The sequence below is a fragment of the Fibrobacter sp. UBA7003 genome, from assembly GCA_002449765.1.
Classification (GTDB): Bacteria; Fibrobacterota; Fibrobacteria; order Fibrobacterales; family Fibrobacteraceae; genus Fibrobacter.
On sequence record DJXN01000015.1, the window covers coordinates 308,380 to 327,107 of the forward strand.

Here is an 18,728-nt window from a genome sequence, read left to right on the forward strand (position 1 = left end):
GGAGAAGTTATGTCCTTTGCCCGTTTGCTGCCTCTATTGCTGTTGGTCCCGGCGCTTTCTTTTGCCGATGCCGACAAGAATTTCAAGGTCGCACCGAACCAGTTTACGACCGGAAGCGTGGTTGATCCCATTGCGAACATGGCTGTCGAGATGAAGGGGCCGTCCCTCGTTTCGCAGAAGCCGGTCTTCCCGCTGAAGACAAATACCCTCTACTGGAGGCACAAGAAGGGTCCGAAGGAATACCAGTGGGTTCCGGGGCAGCTGAACTACAACAATTTCAAGAAACTTCACGCCTTTAGCCTCGAGGATGCGCATTTGAACTCCTTCGAAGTTGCCCAGATGCGTTTCTACGCTTCGCAGAACAAGAAGGCTTTCCAGGACGAGGACGATCTCTACTTCGACAAGTATTTCATTTATTCTCCCCGCGTGCCGAAGCTCCTGTTCATCAAGAACGGCAAGTGGCAGATTCTGAATGAGACTGCCTTGCCCGGTGTCGTGGTCTTCAAGAGCGATGTGAAGGGGCTCGAGTCCGCATTCGAAGAGGCTCCGTTGAAAAAGCTTCCGAAGGCAATTTATCCGCTCAAGGAAGGCGCCTACGTGTTCGAATTCTCTGCCCCGGGTTTTCTTCCGTTGGTGGATATCGGATCGGTCAAGTCCGGCGAAATTCTCGTGATGCAGCCCAAGCTAATGAAGATTGATTCCTCCAAGGCCGACAAGAAGGTCGAACTTTCGATGGATGAAGCTTCTGTCAAGGCGGCCAAGAACCTCGAAGAAACGGAAATCCTCTATGACAAGTTCATCGCCGAACTGCAGAAGGTCGTGGATATCCTGGATACGAACGCTTTTGCGAAGGGCTATCCCCAGGTCAAGCCTGCTGTGGCGGTTGGCCTCTACGAAGGCGATGCTACTTATGAAAATTACAGGTCCGCTTATGAAGGCGTGCGTCTTAGGGCGAAAGAAGCGTGGCGCAATTCCCACATGAAGGGCGTTAGCGAAATCAATACGGCCTTCAAGAAAAAGCTCGACAGCTTGCAGGCGCTCCCGCTCCGTGGAACGATGGCTCCTGTTTCCTTTGAGCCCGTCCGTGAAAGGGTGGTCGAAGGGGAAGGCGTCGATTCTGCGTCGGCACCCATGAAAGAAGTCAAGTTCAAGTTCGGCCAGGATGGCCAGCGCTTCGACGTGATGTGGAAGGGAACGGCCAAGGGCATGAATGCTGACAGTCTCTATTCCCTCTTCCAGAACCATGCGGGCGAAGTCAAGGTGTTTATAAGCCTCAAGCAGAACAAGCCGGTGTGGATCCGTAAGGACGGCGTGATTACTGGCCGCCACCATTACCGCTACACTCGCATCGAGTTCGAATACAATGGCCAGAACCTGGTGGGACTGGGCGACTTCATCTTGCCGGAATATATCGTGGACGAACCGGAGGTGCAGGAATGGCTGAACCAGTATGATGCGGACGATATTGCTCTCCAGCAGAAGACCGCCGCCGAAGCGAAGGCGAAGGCTGTCGCCGCGCAGCAGAAGAACGATACCGTCTATGCGAAGGATGTCGATATGCCGGGCTTCAGCAAGATGAGCATTCCGCGCATTATCCGCGACAACACCTACGGCGCGGTCGCTCTGATTGATTCGGGTTCCTTCCGCTACAAGGGCCGCGTAGTCAAGATGTCCCCGTTCGCTATCATGACGACCGAGATGAGCCAGCAGCTCTTCGACCAGACCATGCTCCGCGAACCGGATACGACCAAGCATATCAAGAACCGCTCTGTCTACAAGAATCCTTCGAAGCCGGTCCACAATATCACGTGGGATGATGCTCGTGCTACATGCAAGATGCTTGGCGGTGATCTGCCGACGGAAGCCCAGTGGGAATTTGCCGGTCGTGCCGACAATAACGAAGGCGCCATCTGGGTCCTGGACGAGGACGGCGATGTCGGCGATTACGCCGTCTACCGCGAGAATTCGTACAAGATGGGCAAGAAGAGCCCTGCCTACGGCCCGCAGCCTATCGCATCGAAGAAGCCGAACGCATGGGGCATCTACGACATGTCCGGAAACGTTGCCGAATGGACCCGCGACAAGTACTTCATGTTCTCGTTTTGGGTGGAATCCTCTAACCCGACAGGTGCGATGATGGGTTCGACCAAGGTCTACAAGGGCGGTTCCTGGAAGGACAAGGAATCGATGCAGAACCTGACGGAAAGCGATGACGAAGATCCGCGCTACTGGTCCGACGCCATCGGGTTCCGCTGCGTATTCCCGAAGAAACTTTTTGAGGGACGCTAATGGCGACGGCCGCTGAAGAACTCAAGAGCGACAAGCGATTCAAGCTATTCCGGAAGATTATCTCGGTTCCCTACCTGCTGGCCCTTCTCGGGTTGCTGATGCCGCTTATGACGGTATCGTGTGGCGACACGCAGGTCATTGCGGAACCGTCGTTCTACGAGATTGCTTCCGGACTCGACATGCATGAAGCGCTGAAGGAGCCTGCCAAGGGTTACCTTGAGAAGATGGAACAGAGCAACCCGAAGTCCCTGGAAAGGTTCAAGGAATCGCTCCCCGGTTTCCCGCAGCTGGAACCGGTTCCGCATCTGTTCGGGATAGTTGGCGCGTTGGTGCTCGCGGCTGCCTTTGCCTGGTTTACGGCGCTTGGCTCACTGACAATGGGCATGCTCTCGATGTTTGCGCTATGGGCGTTCTTCTCGCAGATAGGGCGCGCCTGTGTCAATATGGGCATGCAGGTTCTGCATGTGGAGCCGGGCGCTGGAATCTATGCTGCGTCCGTGCTGATTCTCATCGGAACGGCGATGAACCTCGCCGCAATCATCCGCCCGATTATCGTAGAATTCAAAGCGAAAAGAAAATAGGGAAGGCTCCGCCCTCCCTAAGGTCTACAAAAATAAGGACGGCTTTCCTCGTTCGTAGTTACACGTTAAACAGGAAGTACATGATGTCGCCATCCTGTACCAGGTAGTCCTTGCCTTCGGTGCGGACGAGGCCCGCTTCCTTTGCGGCGTTCCAGCTGCCGTGCTTGAGGAAGTCCGCATAGCTGAGTGTTTCTGCACGGATGAAGCCGCGTTCGAAGTCGGTGTGGATGACGCCTGCGCACTGCGGGGCCTTGTAGCCCGCGTGGAACGTCCAGGCGCGGCATTCCTTTTCACCCGCGGTGAAGAACGTGCGGAGGCCCAAGATTTCGTAGCCCTTGCGCACCACGGCGTCGAGACCGGATTCCTTCATGCCGAGTTCCTTCAGGAATTCGGCCTTGTCTGCAGGTTCCATCGCGGAAAGTTCTTCTTCAATCTTGCCGCTGATGACGATGACTTCGTGGCCGTTTGCGGCGGCGTATTCCTTGAGCTTGTCCACGTAGGCGTTTCCGGTGAGGATGTCGTCTTCCTTCACGTTGGCGCAGTAGAAGAGCGGTTTTGCGGTGAGGAGCGCAAGGTCCTTGACGATGAGCTCCATCTCGTCGCTGTCGTGCATCACGGTGCGTGCGGCCTTGCCCTCTTCCATGGTCTTCTTCAAAAGTTCGCAGGCGGCGAGGCGAGCCTTCGCTTCGGCGTTGCCGGTGCGGGCGCCCTTCGCTTCGGTAGAAAGGCGCTTTTCGACGGTGTCGAGGTCCTTGAGGATGAGCTCGGTCTCGATGACTTCCACGTCGCGCACCGGGTCCACGGAACCGCTCACGTGCACGATGTTCTCGTCGTCGAAGCAGCGGATGACTTCCATGATGGCTTCGCATTCGCGAATGTGGGTGAGGAACTGGTTGCCGAGGCCTTCGCCCTGGGCGGCCCCCTTCACGAGGCCGGCGATGTCCACGAATTCAGTGACGGCGGGGACGATGGACTTCGGGTTGTAGACCTTCACGAGTTCGTCGAGGCGGCTGTCCGGGACGCTCACCATGCCTACGTTCGGCTCGATAGTGCAGAAGGGGTAGTTCGCGGCTTCGGCGCCGGCGTTGGTGATTGCGTTAAAGATGGTGGACTTGCCTACGTTCGGGAGGCCTACGATACCGCATTTGAAACCCATGGTAAACTCCGATTGAAAATGCACGGAAAAACCCGCGCTCTTTGAACGCGGGTAAATTTAGAAAAAAGCGAGCTGCAGGGTGGCTCTAGAATGCAAGCGCCACGGCGATTCCGCCCTGTTCTGTGGGGACGAGCTTAAGGCGGAGCGATGTTTCCGAAATGCCGATTCCCTTGTTGTAGAGGTCGATGGCGTCGTGCATGTAGCCGTCTGCGATATGCGAGAGCAGAAGCGAGATTCCTATGACTCCGGCACCGCCGAGGGTGAGGTACATGCCGAGGTCTCCGTCTCCCCAGATCCATTCTACGACTCCGTATCCCAGTGCAGCGCCGCCTGCATAGGCAAGCACCAGGCCCGGATAGTAGAATCCCATGGCAGTGCTGTAGGCACTTGAGGATTCTTCTTTCGACTTTATGGCGTTGATGGCGACATCGGCGTCGACAATCTGTTCGCCCATGAACCAATTCCTGTCATGGAAGGAAAGCTTCTTGCCTGCGATGGAGGGGGATAATTTGACATCTCCGTCATCTGCGAACGCATTGCCGAAGAGCGCGAAAATGAACAGAAATAGAGCCATGGATTTGAACTTCACGTTTTGTCTCCTTTTTTACCCCAATGAGGGTGTTTGTGCTTACAATATAGTAAACCCCGGGCGATTATGCCGAGGTTTTTGCGTTGCTTTATGTTGTTTGCTTTTATCGCAGGTCGTCGCGGTTGATACCGTAGACGCGGACGTTGTCGAGCCAGAGATTGGAACCGTTGTACATGAACACGGTAAAGTTCGTTATCTTGTTGCGCGTGATGTCCCAGCCGTGGTAATCGCGGAGCTTGTAGGTAAAGTCTTCGGGACGCAGCACGAGCCTCTGCCAGTTCGATTTGGCTTCGCCCTTGTACGAGGCCTTGTAGTTGAGATCTTCGTCGAGGGATTCGAGGATGACTTCGAATTCACAGTCGCCGCGCAGCCATACGACCACGGAATCCATGCGGCTCCAGTCGTGCGGGTGGCGGGTGAGGCGTGTGCCGAAGACGACGATATCCGGGTATTCGACATCGTATTCGATATGCATCACCTTGCCGGAACGGCCCTTTGTATCGCTTTGGAGAACGCTCAGGGAGTTGAGGAACGAAGTCGTTACGGAATCGGTCAGCGAATCCTTCTTGTGGAATTGGATGTACCAGTTGTCCCTTGTCAGGGGGGCGGGAAGATCGCTGCGGATGGTCCCGCTGTCGAAATGGAATATCTCGACGGTATTGAGGTCGTACCACAGCGAATCGCTGATGTCCCTCCAGATATCGGCGGGCTCCCTGTCGCTCGGATCGGTGTTGCCCCATTCGAGAGTCCAGGTGTCGGAAGTGTCCTTCAGGTTCTCGAGACGGATGTTGACGGTCGCGCTCTTGATGGATGCATCCCAGCCGTTGACTTCCATTTCGACTTCGGCTCCGTTGCTTGCGTAAAGCCGCAGGTCGCTACCGTCTTCGCTTGCTTCGGCAAACTTGAAGTTCGTGGAATCGAGCCGGAGGACAAGCACGTAGGGGGCTTTAATCGGGCGCATCCAGTCGGAGACGAGGTCGACGGGCTTGAACTTCATGGAATGGACGTAGCCCTTCTTTGCCGGGGAGAGCACATGGCCGACATGGGTTGTCTCGTCGGAGATGACGGAAACGTTCGCGTCGGCGATACATTCGTTGCTTTCTGGACTCCACGACTTGAGCGAAAGCTTGCCTGCAGGGAGCGAATCGAACTGGAAGAACCCGAGCGAATCAGTCTTCTGGATACGGCCGATGCCTTCCACGTTGACCCAGGCGTGAGTCGCGTTTTCGGGAAGCGAAATCCATCCCTTGATGGCGCCGCGCTTGCGGAGGTTCGCCTTGGAAAGGGTGTAGTTCTTGGTGAGGCTGTTCAGCGTGTACTGGAACACCGCGGCGGAATCGCCCTTCTCGATTTGGATGGTGTAGGAGCCTTCCTTGTGGTTCTCGATAAAAATCTTGCCGAGGTTGTCCGTCTCGCCGATGTAGGCGTAGTCTTCAGAATGGATGGTTTCCGTAGAATCGGTGACGAACCAGCTGGGTAGAACCTTGTAGGAGGCCTTTTCTGCCTTGTCCGTGCCGCTAAATACCTGGATGGAGACGGTGCCGCCTTCTTCCTTGGCTATTGCGTTTTCGGTTTCTGTCGTGCTGCCGGCGGTGCCGGAGTTTGTGCAGGCCGCGAAAAACGCAAGGGGAGCCGCTAATAATATTTTCGACGCGAACTTCATTATTTTGTTTTCTTCTTATTGAAGGCTACGGGGAACAGGGCGAGGTTCATCTGCAACACGCGGGTTGGCTTGCCGCACTTGTCGACCCGGATCTGGACGTCCTTGCGGAATTCCTGGATCATGGCCTTGATGTCTTCGAAACCCTGTTGGTCCACAGCCATTGTAAGTGTAGAAATATCTCTGTCGGCCGGGTCGATGGTGTTGAGGGAACGGGCGCCAATTTGCATGACGTTGGCCTGGAACTGGCGTATGGCCTGCGCCCTCTGCTCTCCGGCGATGTTGATATGGGCGTCGGCGAGTTTCACGCGGCCGTTCCCGAGGTCCTGTATGAATCCGAGTTCGTTCAGGATATCGATGCTTTCCTGGACTTTATCCTCCTCGATGGAGGGTTCAAGGCTTTCGGAAATCTCCTTCGCGTCGACCTTGCCCTGGTTCACCTCGATGAGGGCGCGGATGACGGGGGTCCACCAGTCGCTCAGGTATTTCTGTTCCTTGTCGGCGAGGCTGTGCGTCTTGACATCGCGCAGCAGGAAGGCCTTTGCAAGGATTTCGGTCTTTGTCTTTTCGGATTTGGTGCGGGATGCGGCGAGGAGTAAGTCGAAGTAGCGTGCGGCACGGCCGGTAAGGCCCAAAATTCTCTTGACGGCGGGAACACAGCGGACGGGGAGGTTTCTCTTTTTTTCGACGATGCAGAAGACGTGGCTCGCGTTGAGGCCGATGGCCTGCCCGAGCACGCTATAGGAATACCGGCCGTTGCCGTTCTTCTTTTCGAGATAGAAATCCCGAATGATGTCACGGTAATCTGTGTAGTCGTATATGGTCATGTTGCTGTCCCAAGGCCTCAGGAAGTGGCCGTTTGTAAAAAAATATATATTTTGGACAGGGCGGTTTTCCCGAAATGAAAAATTTAATCGTTACCTTTTTGTCAATGCTTTTGCTCTATGCGGGCTGGCGTTTTTTTGAGGCGCAGAGGGCCGAGAAATTCGAGTTCGAGCGTAGGGAAGCTCTCGTCCGTAGCGCCACGGAATGCCTGGAATCGGAGAATTGGGAATGTGCGGAGAAGAGCGTCCGAGCCCTTTTGTGTGATGCTCCTCACGATTCGAACCTGCAACTCCACCTGGCGGGCATCCTGTACGAGCAGGAAAGGTACGAGGAATGTATCCGCTATGTCGACAGCATCGGGGTGAAAACTCCTGATTTTGATTTCCTGAAGAAAAAGTCGGCGCAGCTCATACGCGAAATGGAAGAACTCGGAATAGAGCGCTCGATGCATTTCCGCGTAGAATTCGAGGGGCATCCTTCGAAAAGCGATGTGATGGAAGCGCTTGCGGTTCTCGAAGTCGCCTATGATTCCCTCTGCCGCCTGTTTGATTTTAGGCCCCAGAACAAGATGAGCCTCGTGCTTTACAGGTCGAACGAGTACCAGGGCATGGGGCCGCGGCCCGAATGGGTTGGCGCGGTTTTCGATGGAAAGCTCCGTGTACCCGTAGAGATGATGCGTTACCGCGAAATATACCGTCCGGTTCTTTTCCATGAACTCACGCATTCCTTTGTGCGGGCGATGACGCATGCCAAGGTGCCCTTGTGGATCAACGAGGGCATAGCGCAGGTTATAGACGGCTCGCGGACGGGGAATCCACGTCCGGCTGGGGGGATTCCTTCGAAGGAAGCCCTCACGGAACCGTTTGTCAAGGAGCCGAATGCCGACGTGGCCAATCGCCTGTACTGGTATTCGCAAAAAATGGTGGAACGCATGCTTTCGCGGAATGCGGACTTCTCGCATTTCAAGATGTTTGTCAAGAGCCTGCGCACGATGAGTGTCGACGAGGCCCTGCAGAAGTTCTATGGCGTTGATACGGACTTGCTGATCAAAGAGGTGATGTGATGGCGAAGAAGAGGATAGTTGTCCTTACGACGGGTGGAACGATTGCGGGCGTCGGCGAGAGCGGCAAGGATCTGGATTACGAATCGGGAAAGGTCCCGGGCGAAACCCTGGTGGCCTCCGTGCCGGAACTTTTGGAATATGCGGACGTGCGGGTCGAAGAAATCTGCAATATCAATTCCGACGATATTACAGACAAAATATGGATCTCGCTTGCGAACCGCGTGAAGGAACTGCAGGAAGACGAGTCGGTCGATGGAATCGTGATAACGCATGGGACCGACACGATGGACGAGACGGCCTATTTCCTGAGTCTCACCGTCAAGTGCGAAAAGGCGGTTGTCCTGACGGGCGCGATGAAACCTTCGACGGCGAAGAATCCGGATGGCCCTGCGAATCTCCTTGGTGCCGTGCGTGCTGCAGCCGGTTTTGCCGTGGATGACGACCCTCCCGAAAACAAGGTGTGGGTCTATTTCGGTGGCGAACTTTTCGATGCCCGCAGCGTGCAGAAGTGCAGCGCGAGCGCCATGAATCCCATGGGCGTGAACTATCCCGGCGAAGGTTCCAACTGGAATGCGCTCAAGGAACAGAATTTTTTCGATGTCTCCGGGCTCGATTCGCTCCCGCGCGTGAACGTCGTGTATTTCTCTGTGGATGCGAACCCGAAAATCCTCCTGTATGCATCTAGCGTTTCGGACGGGCTCGTGATTGCGGGTGCGGGGTCGGGCGAGTTCAGCCGTGGCTGGGCGGAAGCCCTGTCCGGCATCGATATCCCCGTGGTGGTCTCGACGCGGATCCACCACGGGCTCGTTACGCTTAACGAGCGCCTGGCCCCAGGCCGGATATGTGCCGGACGGCTCCCGCCGCAAAAGGCCGCAGTCCTTTTGCGCCTCGCCCTGACTGTGACGGACAGGGTGAGTGACTTGCGGCGGATTTTCTCCCTGTAGCTTTTTTTGTTATTTTGATGAAGATGAAACGTTTTTTTGCTTTGTTTGTTATCTGTTCGCTTGTGGGTTGTGCCGGCCTTCGCGACGATGCCCGCGGCGGCTCCGGTGACGGAGATTCCGGCATGCGGGATGCGCCGTGCGAGGAATGTGGAACCCGTGGCGATATCGAACTCAAGATCAGCGACGAAAAGTCGTATCGCGAATGGAACGGCATTGCCTATTCGCGCCTGGATTCTTCGGCTGTCGTTGGGGTGTTCCCGACGCTCAAGGTGGTGGCGAAACGTCCGGATGATTGCCGCATGTGCCACAGTTTTAGCGCGGATGCTCTCGATTTCGACCTTGCGCATGTCGAGGATTCCCTGTTCGCGAAAGCTTTCCCTAAAATGCGGCGAGAACTGCTGCTTCCGGGGATGAGGCTGCCCGATGCCGACTCTCTCTATCTGGACACGTTGTCGTTCCGCTTGCTGAAAAGCGTCTTCGCCGATGGGAAGCCGCTTTCGGATATGGCTCCCTGGGTGTCGCGTGACAGCGTAGAGCAGGATTTGCAGCGCGAGGTCCCTGCCAAGCTCAAGAACCTGTTGAACGATATCGCATCCCGCTACGAAATCAGGTATGTCACCATGCCGATTTACCTCAAGGTTGAAATGCTTCCCGATTTGGGCAAGAAGGGCGGCTTTACCTGGGAAATCCTCTGGACCATGTGGGATGTGCGGTATGGGGAGCTTGTTTTCTTGACGTATTCGCAATTTACGGCGGCAACGACAAGCCGGGTCGCTCCCGAGAAGGAATGGTCTCGCCCCTTTGCGCCTCGCCTGTGGAAGATGTTCAGCACGGATGTGGGCAAAATCGAAAATCACTAGCGACTTTTTTCTATCTTGCAAATTATGAATACCGCTTTTTACGTTTTCATGAAACTCTTGCCGAAGAACGCCGCGAGCCGCGCCTTCGGTGTCTTTACGCGTCTTCGCATTCCCGTTTTTTCGAAGCTTGCGCGCAACGCTTTTGCCGCTTACTACAAGCTGAACATGGAGGAATCGGAATACCCGATTTCGCATTACAGGAATATTGGCGAACTTTTCATCCGCAGGCTCAAACCCGGCATGCGTCCGATTGCGGATTCCGAGATTGTCTCGCCTGTCGATGGCGTCCTTTCGCAGACAGCCACTTTCGACGAGAAACAGGAACTGATTCAGGCGAAGGGCAAGACCTATACGCTCAAGGATTTGCTCCGCGACGAAGAAATGGCGAAACGTTTTGAGGGCGGCGCCTTTGCTACGATTTACCTCGCTCCGTTCAACTACCACCGCATCCATAGTCCCGTGAAGGGGGAAGTGGTGGGGGCGAGCTACTGTCCCGGGACGCTCTGGCCGGTGAATGTCGGGAGCGTGGAACGAGTGGAAGGCCTCTTCTGCATCAACGAACGCCTCACGAGCCACATCCGCCTGGACGACGGTTCCGAGATGCTCGTGGTGAAGGTGGGGGCTACCAACGTGGGCCGCATCGGGGTCGCCTATACTGACGACCTCCTGGTGAATGCGGGCAAGCTTCCCAGGGACTGCAAACGCTACGACTGGAATCCGCCTCAAAAAATTGAGGTGGAAAAAGGTGGCGAGTTGGGCCGATTCGAGATGGGTAGCACCGTGATTCTCGTGGTGGACAAGAAAATCCGCGAAAGGAATCCGGGCCTTTTCCAGAGCCGCGTGGGTATGGCGGTCAAGGTGGGCGAGGCACTCTAATGGTTTCGGCGAGGCGGTTTGCAAGCGACGAGCCTGCGCTTTTCAAGTCGACCGTCGATTTTATACGACATTTCAGCAAAGTCCCCGATCCGGTTGTCGCCGTTTCGTCTAGGGAATCCGACGTCTCGGCCAAAATTGCGTGGACGCTTTTGGGGACGACTTTGTTCCAGGGAATCGATTATCCGGCGTTTGTCTCGGTTCTCTCGGCGCTACAGAAGCAGTTCCCGGGCGACCGCCTTTGGAATCTCCCTGTGCCGAGTGTCAAGGAAATTCAGTCGTGCGCGGAATCTGCCCTCGAAGGCTACGAATGGAAACTCTTGCCGGATGTTCCCGGAATTTTCTGGAGTGTCGGGCTCTTTGTGCGTCGTCACGGCAACATGCTGGAGTGGCTCAATTCCAGAACCCCCGAGGGAATATGGCGCGATCTCGGTGAAATTTATTTTGTTGGAAAAGGAAACCCGAGGCCGAAGGCCTGTGCCGCCATCTACCGTCTGCTGATTCCCGCTCCGATTGGCCTGGGGCTTGGTTGCGCATCTCCCAAACGTCCGGCGCCCCTCCCCTTGACGATGGGGGCGAGGCGTTTCCTTGCGATGCTGGGGCCTGCTCGGGACGATTCTTTTGCGGACCTGAAACCGGAAAAAAAGCAGAAGATGCTGGACGATTATTGCAAGATCCTTAGTCCGGATTGCCCCTATGTGGCAGCGCATGCGCTCCAGTTTTACCTGGAATGGGGAAAAAACGACTTTATTTGTCGCGAGTCGACGTGCCGGTGCGCAAAATGCCCTCTCTATGAACATTGCAACAATGCGGTTCGGCATGACTAGATTCTTCAATTCTAAATTTAACGTCATGAATTGCCGGGTCGCACGCCTTTGCCTGCTTGCCGCTTTCGCCTTCGTGGCGATGGCTGTTTGCGCATGCAAGGAAAAGGAAGTCCCGCCGCTGGACCATGCCTCGATTCTTTATAAGAACATTCGTCCGTCGCATGTGAACGTGAACGAAAATCCGGTGGGTGAGAACATCCCTTCGCTTGTGAAGCGGATGGACTTTAGCTATCCGGTAATGCCGGGCGATACGCTCGATGTGTCTATTCTCGAATTCAAGAGCGATGTCTATGCGATGGATTATTACACCAACAGCGGTCGTTTCCAGGGGATTGTTCCAATCCTCCGCGGCTCGTTCTTGGAACAAAGTATTCGCTCCGACGCTCGCATTTTCATATTCCGTCACGACAGTTTCCGCCGGTACGAAAGGAGCGACCTCGAACAGTATGTCCGCAATTTCCCCGGCTATCGCGGCGGGTTCCCGCAGGAATTCCTGAGCCTGCCCTTCGAACATCGCGAGGCGGGACGGACTTCGATCCAGACGCAGAATTTCTTGGGCGTCAAGTCGTATTTCCCGGTTCTGGTGCAGAGTTATCGCGATGCGAATTTGCAGTGGAACGTTGCGCGAAGCTGGGAACAGGTGGATTCCGATACCTATGACCGGTGGGCTGCGCAACTGAAAAAGGTTGAACCCAAGGGCGTTGTCCGCGATGTGGAAAATACTTACTTCAACGCCGGCGAAGGAGTGAACGGCATTGCTTCGCGTCTACCCGGTGGGCGAATCGTTGTCGTGTGGGGCTACCTTGGCTGGTTTGACCTGGAACGTCGCTTTTTCACGGCGAGCGACCGCATTTATGAAGCCAGATTCTAATCTTTAATCTATATTAAAAACATGGCTATTGAAAAACTTGCAGAAACTCTTTTGGAAAAGCTCCGTTTCATCACTAAGGCTGAAACGGTTATCGGTAACCCCATCCAGGCCGGTGAATCTACCGTTGTGCCCGTGAGCCGCGTGTCTGTCGGTTTCGGCTTTGGCGGTCACCAGTCCAAGGGCGATACGTCCGCTTCCGGCGGTGGCGCTTCGGTCGAACCGGTCGCCTTCCTCGTCATCAAGGGCGACGATGTGCGCGTGATGCCTATTAGCAAGGACAGTTCGCTTGTGTCGAAGGTCATGGACATCGTTCCCGACGTCGTGAACAAATTCAAGAAGTCTGACGCAGAATAAAAAAGACCCTCGCTTTTGCGAGGGTGACGATTAAAACAGCTTGTCATCCCCGTTTGCACGGGGATCTTTTTTTTAGCCGAGTACCTTCTTCTCGAAGTCGCCGAGGCAGTCGACAAGAGCCTGCACGCCTTCGACCGGCATCGCGTTGTAGATGGATGCGCGGAAGCCACCCACGGAGCGGTGCCCCTTGAGCTGCTGCAGACCGCGAGCCTTTGCGAATTCGAGGAATTCCTTGGCGAGGTCGTCAGCCTTGTCTGCAGCGACCACGTCCTTGTTGAACACGAACGGAACGTTCATGATGGAGCGGTCTTCCTTGGCAGCGGTACCGACGAAAACCTTGGAAGCGTCGAGGGCGCTGTAAAGGAGAGCAGCCTTGCTGCGGTTCACCTTTTCGATAGCGTCCACGCCACCGAATTCCTTGAGCCACTTGAGGGTGCGGTTCATCACGTACACGGCGAAAACCGGAGGCGTATTGAACATGTTCTTCGCATCGATGTGGGTCTGGAAGTTGAGCATGGTCGGGATGGTGCGGTTCACCTTGCCGAGGAGGCCCTTCTTGATGATGGTAACAGTCACGCCTGCGCAGCTGATGTTCTTCTGGGCGCCGCCGTACACAACGCCGAAGTCGGACACGTTGATCTTGCGGGCGAGGAAGTCGGAGCTCACGTCAGCCATGAGGAAGCCGGACTTCGGCTTCGGGAAGTTGTGCCATTCGGTACCGTAGATGGTGTTGTTGGCAGTCACGTGGAGATACGTGGCGTTGTCGGAAAGCTTCAGGTTCTTGTCGATGCGGCTGTAAGTTTCGGACTTGGTGTCGCAAGCGGCGAGAGCGTTACCGAACTGCTTGGCTTCCTTGTAAGCCTTGTTTGCCCAAACGCCAGTCAGAGCGTAGTCTGCCGTAGCGTCCTGGTTGAGGAAGTTCATCGGGAGCATGCAGAACAGAAGGGAGCAACCACCACCGAGGAAAACGATGTCGTAGTCTTCAGGGATGCCCATCAATTCACGGAGGTACTGTTCCGTCTGGGCGAACATGTTTTCAATCGGCTTTGAACGGTGACTCATGGAGAGAATGCTGATGCCGCTGTTTTCGAAGTCGATGCATGCAGCAGATGCTTCCTTGAGTGCCTGTTCGGGCAGGACAGACGGTCCTGCGCTAAAGTTATAGACTTTATTTGCCATGGTTGTGTTCCTTTTTGTTTTGCCCCGCATGGTTTACGGGGACTCTTAAATTACGCGCGTAAAAATAGCAAAATGCGCTATGCTCGGCAATGGTCTACGGGTGCTACCTATCGTCTCGTTTTTCCCTTTATCTCTATTTGCGAAATTGTCGCGGCGACTGCCGAAACGCCCCCGATAAAGGCTGCGATAAATGCCCCGCAGAACAGGTATAACGGTAGCGAATACACGGCCCCGTTCGCAATAGCCAGGTACTTCAGTTCGCTCGTGCCCTTGAGGCTGTCCTTGACGGAGTAACGCCAGCGCTCGAAGGTGTAGTCCATGAAGCCGCTCCCGAAGTAGTAGGCGTTGATGATGAAAATCAGGCAAATCGAGATGACACTCCCGACGACGGGAATCAGGTTCAGGAGGAGGCAGAGTGCGGTCAGGACCAGCTGCTTCGCCGTGTTCCGGAGGGCAATGAGGAGCGCTCTCCAGATGTCCTTCAGAGTCTGTTTCGCGTCGAACGGGAACTCGTTGCCTGTGAGGATGGTTTCTGCCTTTTCCGAAAGCATCGTGTAGATGGGCGACATCAAGACGTTCACGATGGTGCCACCGATGAAAATGAAGACGATGAAGAATATGATGGGGAGGACAATCTTGATGGCGACCATGCCGGCCTGTATCCAGCCGTTCATGTTCTCGGTGTGTCGTTCGATGGTGCCGTTGATCCAGTCGCCGATACCGAATCCCGCGAAAATGAGCGCGACAACCACAATGATGTTCAAAACGACGGGCAGCACCAGGTACTTGGTGAGCTTGTTTGTCCATATCAGGCGGAGCGCCTTGGGGTATGCGACGAGCCCGCTTACAATCTGTTCCTTTATTCGAATCATTCCTTGCTTTTTCCCTTACAAAAAATGCCCCGCAGTGCGGGGCGAAAAGGTGTCTTTTGTGGCCTACACGCCGAGGGCTTCGATGGCGGCCTTGTACTTCTTGAGGCGGAACTTCGTCTTGAGTTCGCGTCGTTCCTGCCTGTGGATGTACTTGTCTTCCATGAGCACGTTCAAGATGGCGCTCTTGGCTTTTGCTGCGACGGGATTGTCCTTGAGGGTTTCCACGAAGCGCACAAAGTCCTTCTCGCGGGCGTCGTAAGTCGCGTCTTCTGCGGGTACGCCCTTTTCCATGAGCCTGCAGCTGTACTCGTCAATCCAGCCCTGGTTCTTGTGGTAGGTCATCTTCTGGATAAGTTCGACCATGTCTGCCGGAACGCCCATCGCGATGACTTCTTCCGGGGTCTTCTTGGTGGCGCCCGTAATCAGGTCCTGCAGAATCGCAAGAACCTGCACGTCTTCGGATTCGCCCTTGTTCTTGAGGTAATCCGCAACGTTCTGGAGAAAGTCAATGTAGGGGCCGCCGGCCTTGTCCTTCTGGCCTTTGTGGACTTCGGCGGCAATCTTGTAGGCGTCTGCGTAAGAGAGCATGTTTGTTCCTTGTGATAAAAAACTTGTTTGCCCGGTGGGCTCTAGCACAATATATATAAAATGAACCGGAGAGTTTGTTGCATTATCGTCCAAAATGGAATGATTGTCAGATTTCTTCCATTTTTAGCGGTTTGCCGGAGAACGTCTTCACGTAAATCTCGTTAGTGACGCTGTCCTTCCAGTTTTCGGGAACCTTGGATTCTTCGAGGAATTTGCCGATATCCTCGATAGCACCGGCAAGTCCGCCTTCTTCCTGGAGGGGAATGTTTTCGGTAGAACGGGTCTTGCTGAGACTGAGAGCCGTGTTCAGAACAAGGACGCTCTTGAGTTGTGCTAAAGCCTGGGTCTGGGTCTTGATGGCGTCTGTCTGGGCGTTTATCGCATCCAGGAAAAGGCGGAATTGTTCGTCGGTCATCTGATTGTCCTTTGGAGGGTATTTCCTTCCTTAATATAGCATAAAGGCAGGAAAAGAGGACAATTTTTTAGGCAAAATTCTTCCCGAGAATAGCGGAAACGTTCTTCAGGATGCCTTCGGCCACATCGGGCTTGTTCATCGAGTAAACGTGCACGTTTGTAATCCCGTTGGCATACAGGTCGATAATCTGGTCGCTCGCGTAGATGATGCCCGCCTGCTTCATGGCCTCGGGGTCGCTCCCGAACTTGTCGACCAGCGACTTGAAGCGCTGCGGCATGAAGGAGCCGGAAAGCTTGATGGCGCGTTCCACCTGGTTCGCGTTCGTGATGGGCATGATGCCGGGGAGCACGGGGCAGTTCACGCCCGCATCGCGCAGCTTGTAGAGGAAGCTGAAGAACAGGTTGTTGTCGAAAACCATCTGCGTGGTGAGAAAATCCGCGCCTGCGTCGACCTTTTCCTTGAGGTGCTTGATGTCTTCGGCCTGGTTTGCGCTTTCGGGGTGCTTTTCGGGGTAGCAGGCAGCACCGATGCAGAAGTCGGCGTCGGCAGCCTTGAGTTCGCGGATGAGTTCGACGGCGTAGTGGTAGTCGCAGTTGTCGCGGCCCTTCTCGATGAGTTCGGGAGTGAGGTCGCCGCGGAGCGCCATCACGTTCTTGATGCCCGCCGCCTTCATGTCTTCGATACGCTGGTGCACTGTCTCCTTGCTGCTCGAGACGCATGTGAGGTGGGCGAGCATCGGGATGTTGAACTTTTCCTTGAGGTTCTTCGCGATGTCGAGGGTGAAATGGCTTACGCCACCGCCTGCGCCGTAGGTGACGCTCATGAATGCGGGGCCGAGGGCCGCGATGGATTCTGTTGCCGCCTTCACGTTTTCGAAGCTCGTCTCTTTCTTGGGCGGGAACACTTCAAACGAAAGGCTCATCTTGTCTTGCTTCAGAATGTCTATAATCTTCATCGTCTCTCCGTGGGGCGGGTCGGACCGGCACCCGAGGTTTATGCAAATATGTTAATACATGCATAAATATATATAGTTTCAATGAAGTTGGCAAGTGGGCGCGTGTAAGTAGGCTATTCTTTTTCCATCTCGTTAATCAGCTGGATATTGTACAGTTTTTGCACCTGTAAAATGTCGAGGATGACGGCGATGCGTTCGTAAGTGGTTCCCTTGTCGATCTTGATGGCGACAGGGGATTTCTTGTTCTGCACCGTTGCTGCCTTTTCGCGGAGTTCGTCGGGCGTGCCGCGCTGGCCGTTAAAGGCGAGTTCCGTCTCCGAAAGCTCGATGTACAGACCCTCGGGCGTGTCGCGCTTGGTTTCGGTCTGTGTTTCGGGCAGAATCAGCTTGAGCACCGATTCGTCTTGCTTGAAGACTGATGTCACCAGGAAAAACACCAGCAGCAAAAAGACGCAGTCGATGAGTGGCGTCATGTCGGGGCGGATTCGGCGGGTGCGCTTGGCCATTTATGCATCCTCGTTTGCGGAATCGGCGCTCTGAGAACGGATGTGGTCCTTTTCTTTGAGAATGCGGCCCAGCTGCAAAAGCACGTCGTTTTCCACATTGTCCTGCTCGGATTCCATGCGGGCGTTCAGGTAGTTGAACGCAATGACGTGCGGAATGGCGACCACAAGGCCAATCACCGTCGTAATGAGAGCAAGTTTGATGCCTGTAGCGAACGCACCCGCATCAGAAAGGCCCGAAACAGCGATGACGCTGAAGGCGTTGAATATGCCGAACACGGTGCCCAAAAGGCCGAGCAGCGGAGAGATGCTCGCGATGTTTTCAATCGTAGTCATACCCTTCTGTAACGGCGAGAAGGCGAGCGCAATTTCGGTGCGGATGCTTTCGATAATGATGTGATGGTCGGTATTGTGCGTCACCACGCGATGCAGGATTTTCGCCGGAAGGCGCTTGCGGATGCTCCTGTTGAAGAGGATCAGCGAGATGATTTTCCATACGATGATGGAATAACCGACGAAGTTCATCGCCACGAGCACGTAGGCGATAACGCCGCCCTGTTGAATAAAGTCTAAGATGTAGTTCATTGTGTTCCTGTTTAATGAAGGTTATACTTGATTGGAATCTCCATTTTCCAGGTGTCCTTGCCAAGTACAGCTGGAATCGGGTCAAACTTGGGCACGGCCTGCACGGCGGCAAGCGCACTTTCGTTCAGTGAAGAATACGGACAGGGTTTTGCCACAACCGCACCGCTGATGCTTCCGTCTTTTGCAACCGTAAACTGCACGCGCACGGTGCCTTCTTGCTTTAGGCGGCGGGCCGTAGCGGGGTAGTCCTTCTGCTTTTCAAAAGCTTTGCTCAGCCCCATCAGATAAGCGCGAGTCACCTTCATCAGCGAATCCTTCGATGGTTTCGGTGGTGGCGGTGGCGGCGGGGATGGAGGAGGTGCCACGGGCTCGGGAGGCGCTTCTACAACGGGTTCCGCGTCTGTAACCACAATCGGTTCCGGCTCTGGCTCGGGTTCAGGTTCTGGCACCGTATCTTGCACAATGTTCGGGATAATTTTCGCGCGGACCACTTTCTTCACGATTTTCTTGACTTCGGGTGGAGGCGGAGGCGGCTGCAAGAGCAAACGCTCCACATGAATCACTTCGGCATCTTCGCGGGTGGTAACCACCTGCGTCCGCTTCAGGAATCCCCAGGCGTAAAAGCCCACGTGCAGCAAAATGGCAACGACAATGCCAATGCAAAATACGCGCCGCATCGTGAATGCGGAATAGGGATTGCGCGGGCGCGATGTCGGTTCAATTTCAAAATTCATCAGGT

At 54.9% G+C, this 18,728-nt stretch carries 21 protein-coding genes; 9 read left to right on the forward strand and 12 right to left on the reverse strand.

Annotated features, from left to right (window positions below):
• Positions 1–9 precede the first annotated feature (9 nt).
• Together B2952_RS13410 and B2952_RS13415 are read left to right on the forward strand one after the other, a co-directional pair.
• On the forward strand, positions 10–2,289 hold the full coding sequence (locus B2952_RS13410; RefSeq protein WP_290732169.1) for a formylglycine-generating enzyme family protein: 2,280 nt from the start codon (positions 10–12) through the stop codon (positions 2,287–2,289).
• Positions 2,289–2,870: a hypothetical protein gene (locus tag B2952_RS13415; RefSeq protein WP_173364944.1), complete on the forward strand. Its 582-nt coding sequence runs from the start codon at positions 2,289–2,291 to the stop codon at positions 2,868–2,870. The genes B2952_RS13410 and B2952_RS13415 overlap by 1 nt, the downstream gene beginning before the upstream one ends.
• Before the next feature lie 58 nt (positions 2,871–2,928).
• On the opposite strand, the gene ychF is transcribed toward B2952_RS13415, so the two are convergent.
• The 4 genes from ychF to B2952_RS13435 all read right to left on the reverse strand — a co-directional run bounded on the left by ychF (position 2,929) and on the right by B2952_RS13435 (position 7,102).
• On the reverse strand, positions 2,929–4,026 hold the full coding sequence (gene ychF / locus B2952_RS13420) for a redox-regulated ATPase YchF (protein ID WP_173364943.1): 1,098 nt from the start codon (positions 4,024–4,026) through the stop codon (positions 2,929–2,931).
• Between the two features lie 85 nt (positions 4,027–4,111).
• Positions 4,112–4,615 (reverse strand): hypothetical protein, encoded by a 504-nt coding sequence (locus B2952_RS13425; protein WP_290732163.1) that lies wholly within the window; start codon positions 4,613–4,615, stop codon positions 4,112–4,114.
• A 103-nt stretch (positions 4,616–4,718) separates the two neighbouring features.
• A complete protein-coding gene (locus B2952_RS13430; RefSeq protein ID WP_290733615.1) occupies positions 4,719–6,278 on the reverse strand; it encodes a hypothetical protein in 1,560 nt (519 codons plus the stop codon).
• Positions 6,278–7,102, reverse strand: coding sequence for a TIGR02147 family protein (locus B2952_RS13435; protein WP_173380930.1), 825 nt, complete (start codon positions 7,100–7,102; stop codon positions 6,278–6,280). Before B2952_RS13435 ends, B2952_RS13430 begins: the two co-directional genes overlap by 1 nt.
• A 104-nt stretch (positions 7,103–7,206) precedes the next feature.
• On the opposite strand from B2952_RS13435, the gene B2952_RS13440 reads away from it, so the two are divergent.
• The 7 genes from B2952_RS13440 to B2952_RS13470 are packed head-to-tail and all read left to right on the forward strand — an operon-like array spanning position 7,207 to position 12,892.
• Positions 7,207–8,163 carry a hypothetical protein gene (locus B2952_RS13440; RefSeq protein ID WP_290733617.1) on the forward strand — a complete coding sequence of 319 codons (957 nt, stop codon included), beginning with the start codon at positions 7,207–7,209 and terminating at the stop codon, positions 8,161–8,163.
• Positions 8,163–9,107, forward strand: a complete 945-nt coding sequence (locus B2952_RS13445; protein ID WP_290733618.1) for an asparaginase — start codon at positions 8,163–8,165, stop codon at positions 9,105–9,107. The genes B2952_RS13440 and B2952_RS13445 overlap by 1 nt, the downstream gene beginning before the upstream one ends.
• Positions 9,108–9,130: 23 nt before the next feature.
• Positions 9,131–9,967, forward strand: a complete 837-nt coding sequence (locus tag B2952_RS13450) for a hypothetical protein (RefSeq protein WP_290733620.1) — start codon at positions 9,131–9,133, stop codon at positions 9,965–9,967.
• 24 nt (positions 9,968–9,991) lie between these two features.
• Positions 9,992–10,843, forward strand: a complete 852-nt coding sequence (gene asd, locus B2952_RS13455; RefSeq protein ID WP_173380934.1) for an archaetidylserine decarboxylase — start codon at positions 9,992–9,994, stop codon at positions 10,841–10,843.
• Positions 10,843–11,667: a hypothetical protein gene (locus tag B2952_RS13460; protein ID WP_290733622.1), complete on the forward strand. Its 825-nt coding sequence runs from the start codon at positions 10,843–10,845 to the stop codon at positions 11,665–11,667. The genes asd and B2952_RS13460 overlap by 1 nt, the downstream gene beginning before the upstream one ends.
• Before the next feature lie 25 nt (positions 11,668–11,692).
• Positions 11,693–12,538, forward strand: coding sequence for a hypothetical protein (locus B2952_RS13465; RefSeq protein ID WP_290733624.1), 846 nt, complete (start codon positions 11,693–11,695; stop codon positions 12,536–12,538).
• A 21-nt stretch (positions 12,539–12,559) separates the two neighbouring features.
• Positions 12,560–12,892: a GerW family sporulation protein gene (locus B2952_RS13470; protein ID WP_290724119.1), complete on the forward strand. Its 333-nt coding sequence runs from the start codon at positions 12,560–12,562 to the stop codon at positions 12,890–12,892.
• A 72-nt stretch (positions 12,893–12,964) separates the two neighbouring features.
• On the opposite strand, the gene serC is transcribed toward B2952_RS13470, so the two are convergent.
• From serC to B2952_RS13510, 8 genes are all read right to left on the reverse strand, one after another.
• Positions 12,965–14,071 carry a 3-phosphoserine/phosphohydroxythreonine transaminase gene (serC, locus tag B2952_RS13475; RefSeq protein WP_088656955.1) on the reverse strand — a complete coding sequence of 369 codons (1,107 nt, stop codon included), beginning with the start codon at positions 14,069–14,071 and terminating at the stop codon, positions 12,965–12,967.
• A gap of 107 nt (positions 14,072–14,178) precedes the next feature.
• Positions 14,179–14,943: an EI24 domain-containing protein gene (locus B2952_RS13480; RefSeq protein ID WP_290733627.1), complete on the reverse strand. Its 765-nt coding sequence runs from the start codon at positions 14,941–14,943 to the stop codon at positions 14,179–14,181.
• A gap of 63 nt (positions 14,944–15,006) precedes the next feature.
• Positions 15,007–15,531, reverse strand: coding sequence for a hypothetical protein (locus B2952_RS13485; protein WP_290733628.1), 525 nt, complete (start codon positions 15,529–15,531; stop codon positions 15,007–15,009).
• Between the two features lie 106 nt (positions 15,532–15,637).
• Positions 15,638–15,946: a hypothetical protein gene (locus B2952_RS13490; RefSeq protein ID WP_290733630.1), complete on the reverse strand. Its 309-nt coding sequence runs from the start codon at positions 15,944–15,946 to the stop codon at positions 15,638–15,640.
• A gap of 67 nt (positions 15,947–16,013) precedes the next feature.
• Positions 16,014–16,901, reverse strand: a complete 888-nt coding sequence (gene metF / locus B2952_RS13495) for a methylenetetrahydrofolate reductase [NAD(P)H] (protein ID WP_173380941.1) — start codon at positions 16,899–16,901, stop codon at positions 16,014–16,016.
• Between the two features lie 113 nt (positions 16,902–17,014).
• Positions 17,015–17,407, reverse strand: a complete 393-nt coding sequence (locus B2952_RS13500) for an ExbD/TolR family protein (protein ID WP_290724109.1) — start codon at positions 17,405–17,407, stop codon at positions 17,015–17,017.
• Positions 17,408–17,989, reverse strand: coding sequence for a MotA/TolQ/ExbB proton channel family protein (locus tag B2952_RS13505; RefSeq protein WP_290732137.1), 582 nt, complete (start codon positions 17,987–17,989; stop codon positions 17,408–17,410).
• A gap of 11 nt (positions 17,990–18,000) precedes the next feature.
• The gene (locus B2952_RS13510; RefSeq protein WP_290733632.1) at positions 18,001–18,723 is read right to left on the reverse strand and encodes an energy transducer TonB; all 723 of its coding nucleotides are present in this window, start codon (positions 18,721–18,723) and stop codon (positions 18,001–18,003) included.
• Positions 18,724–18,728 lie beyond the last annotated feature (5 nt).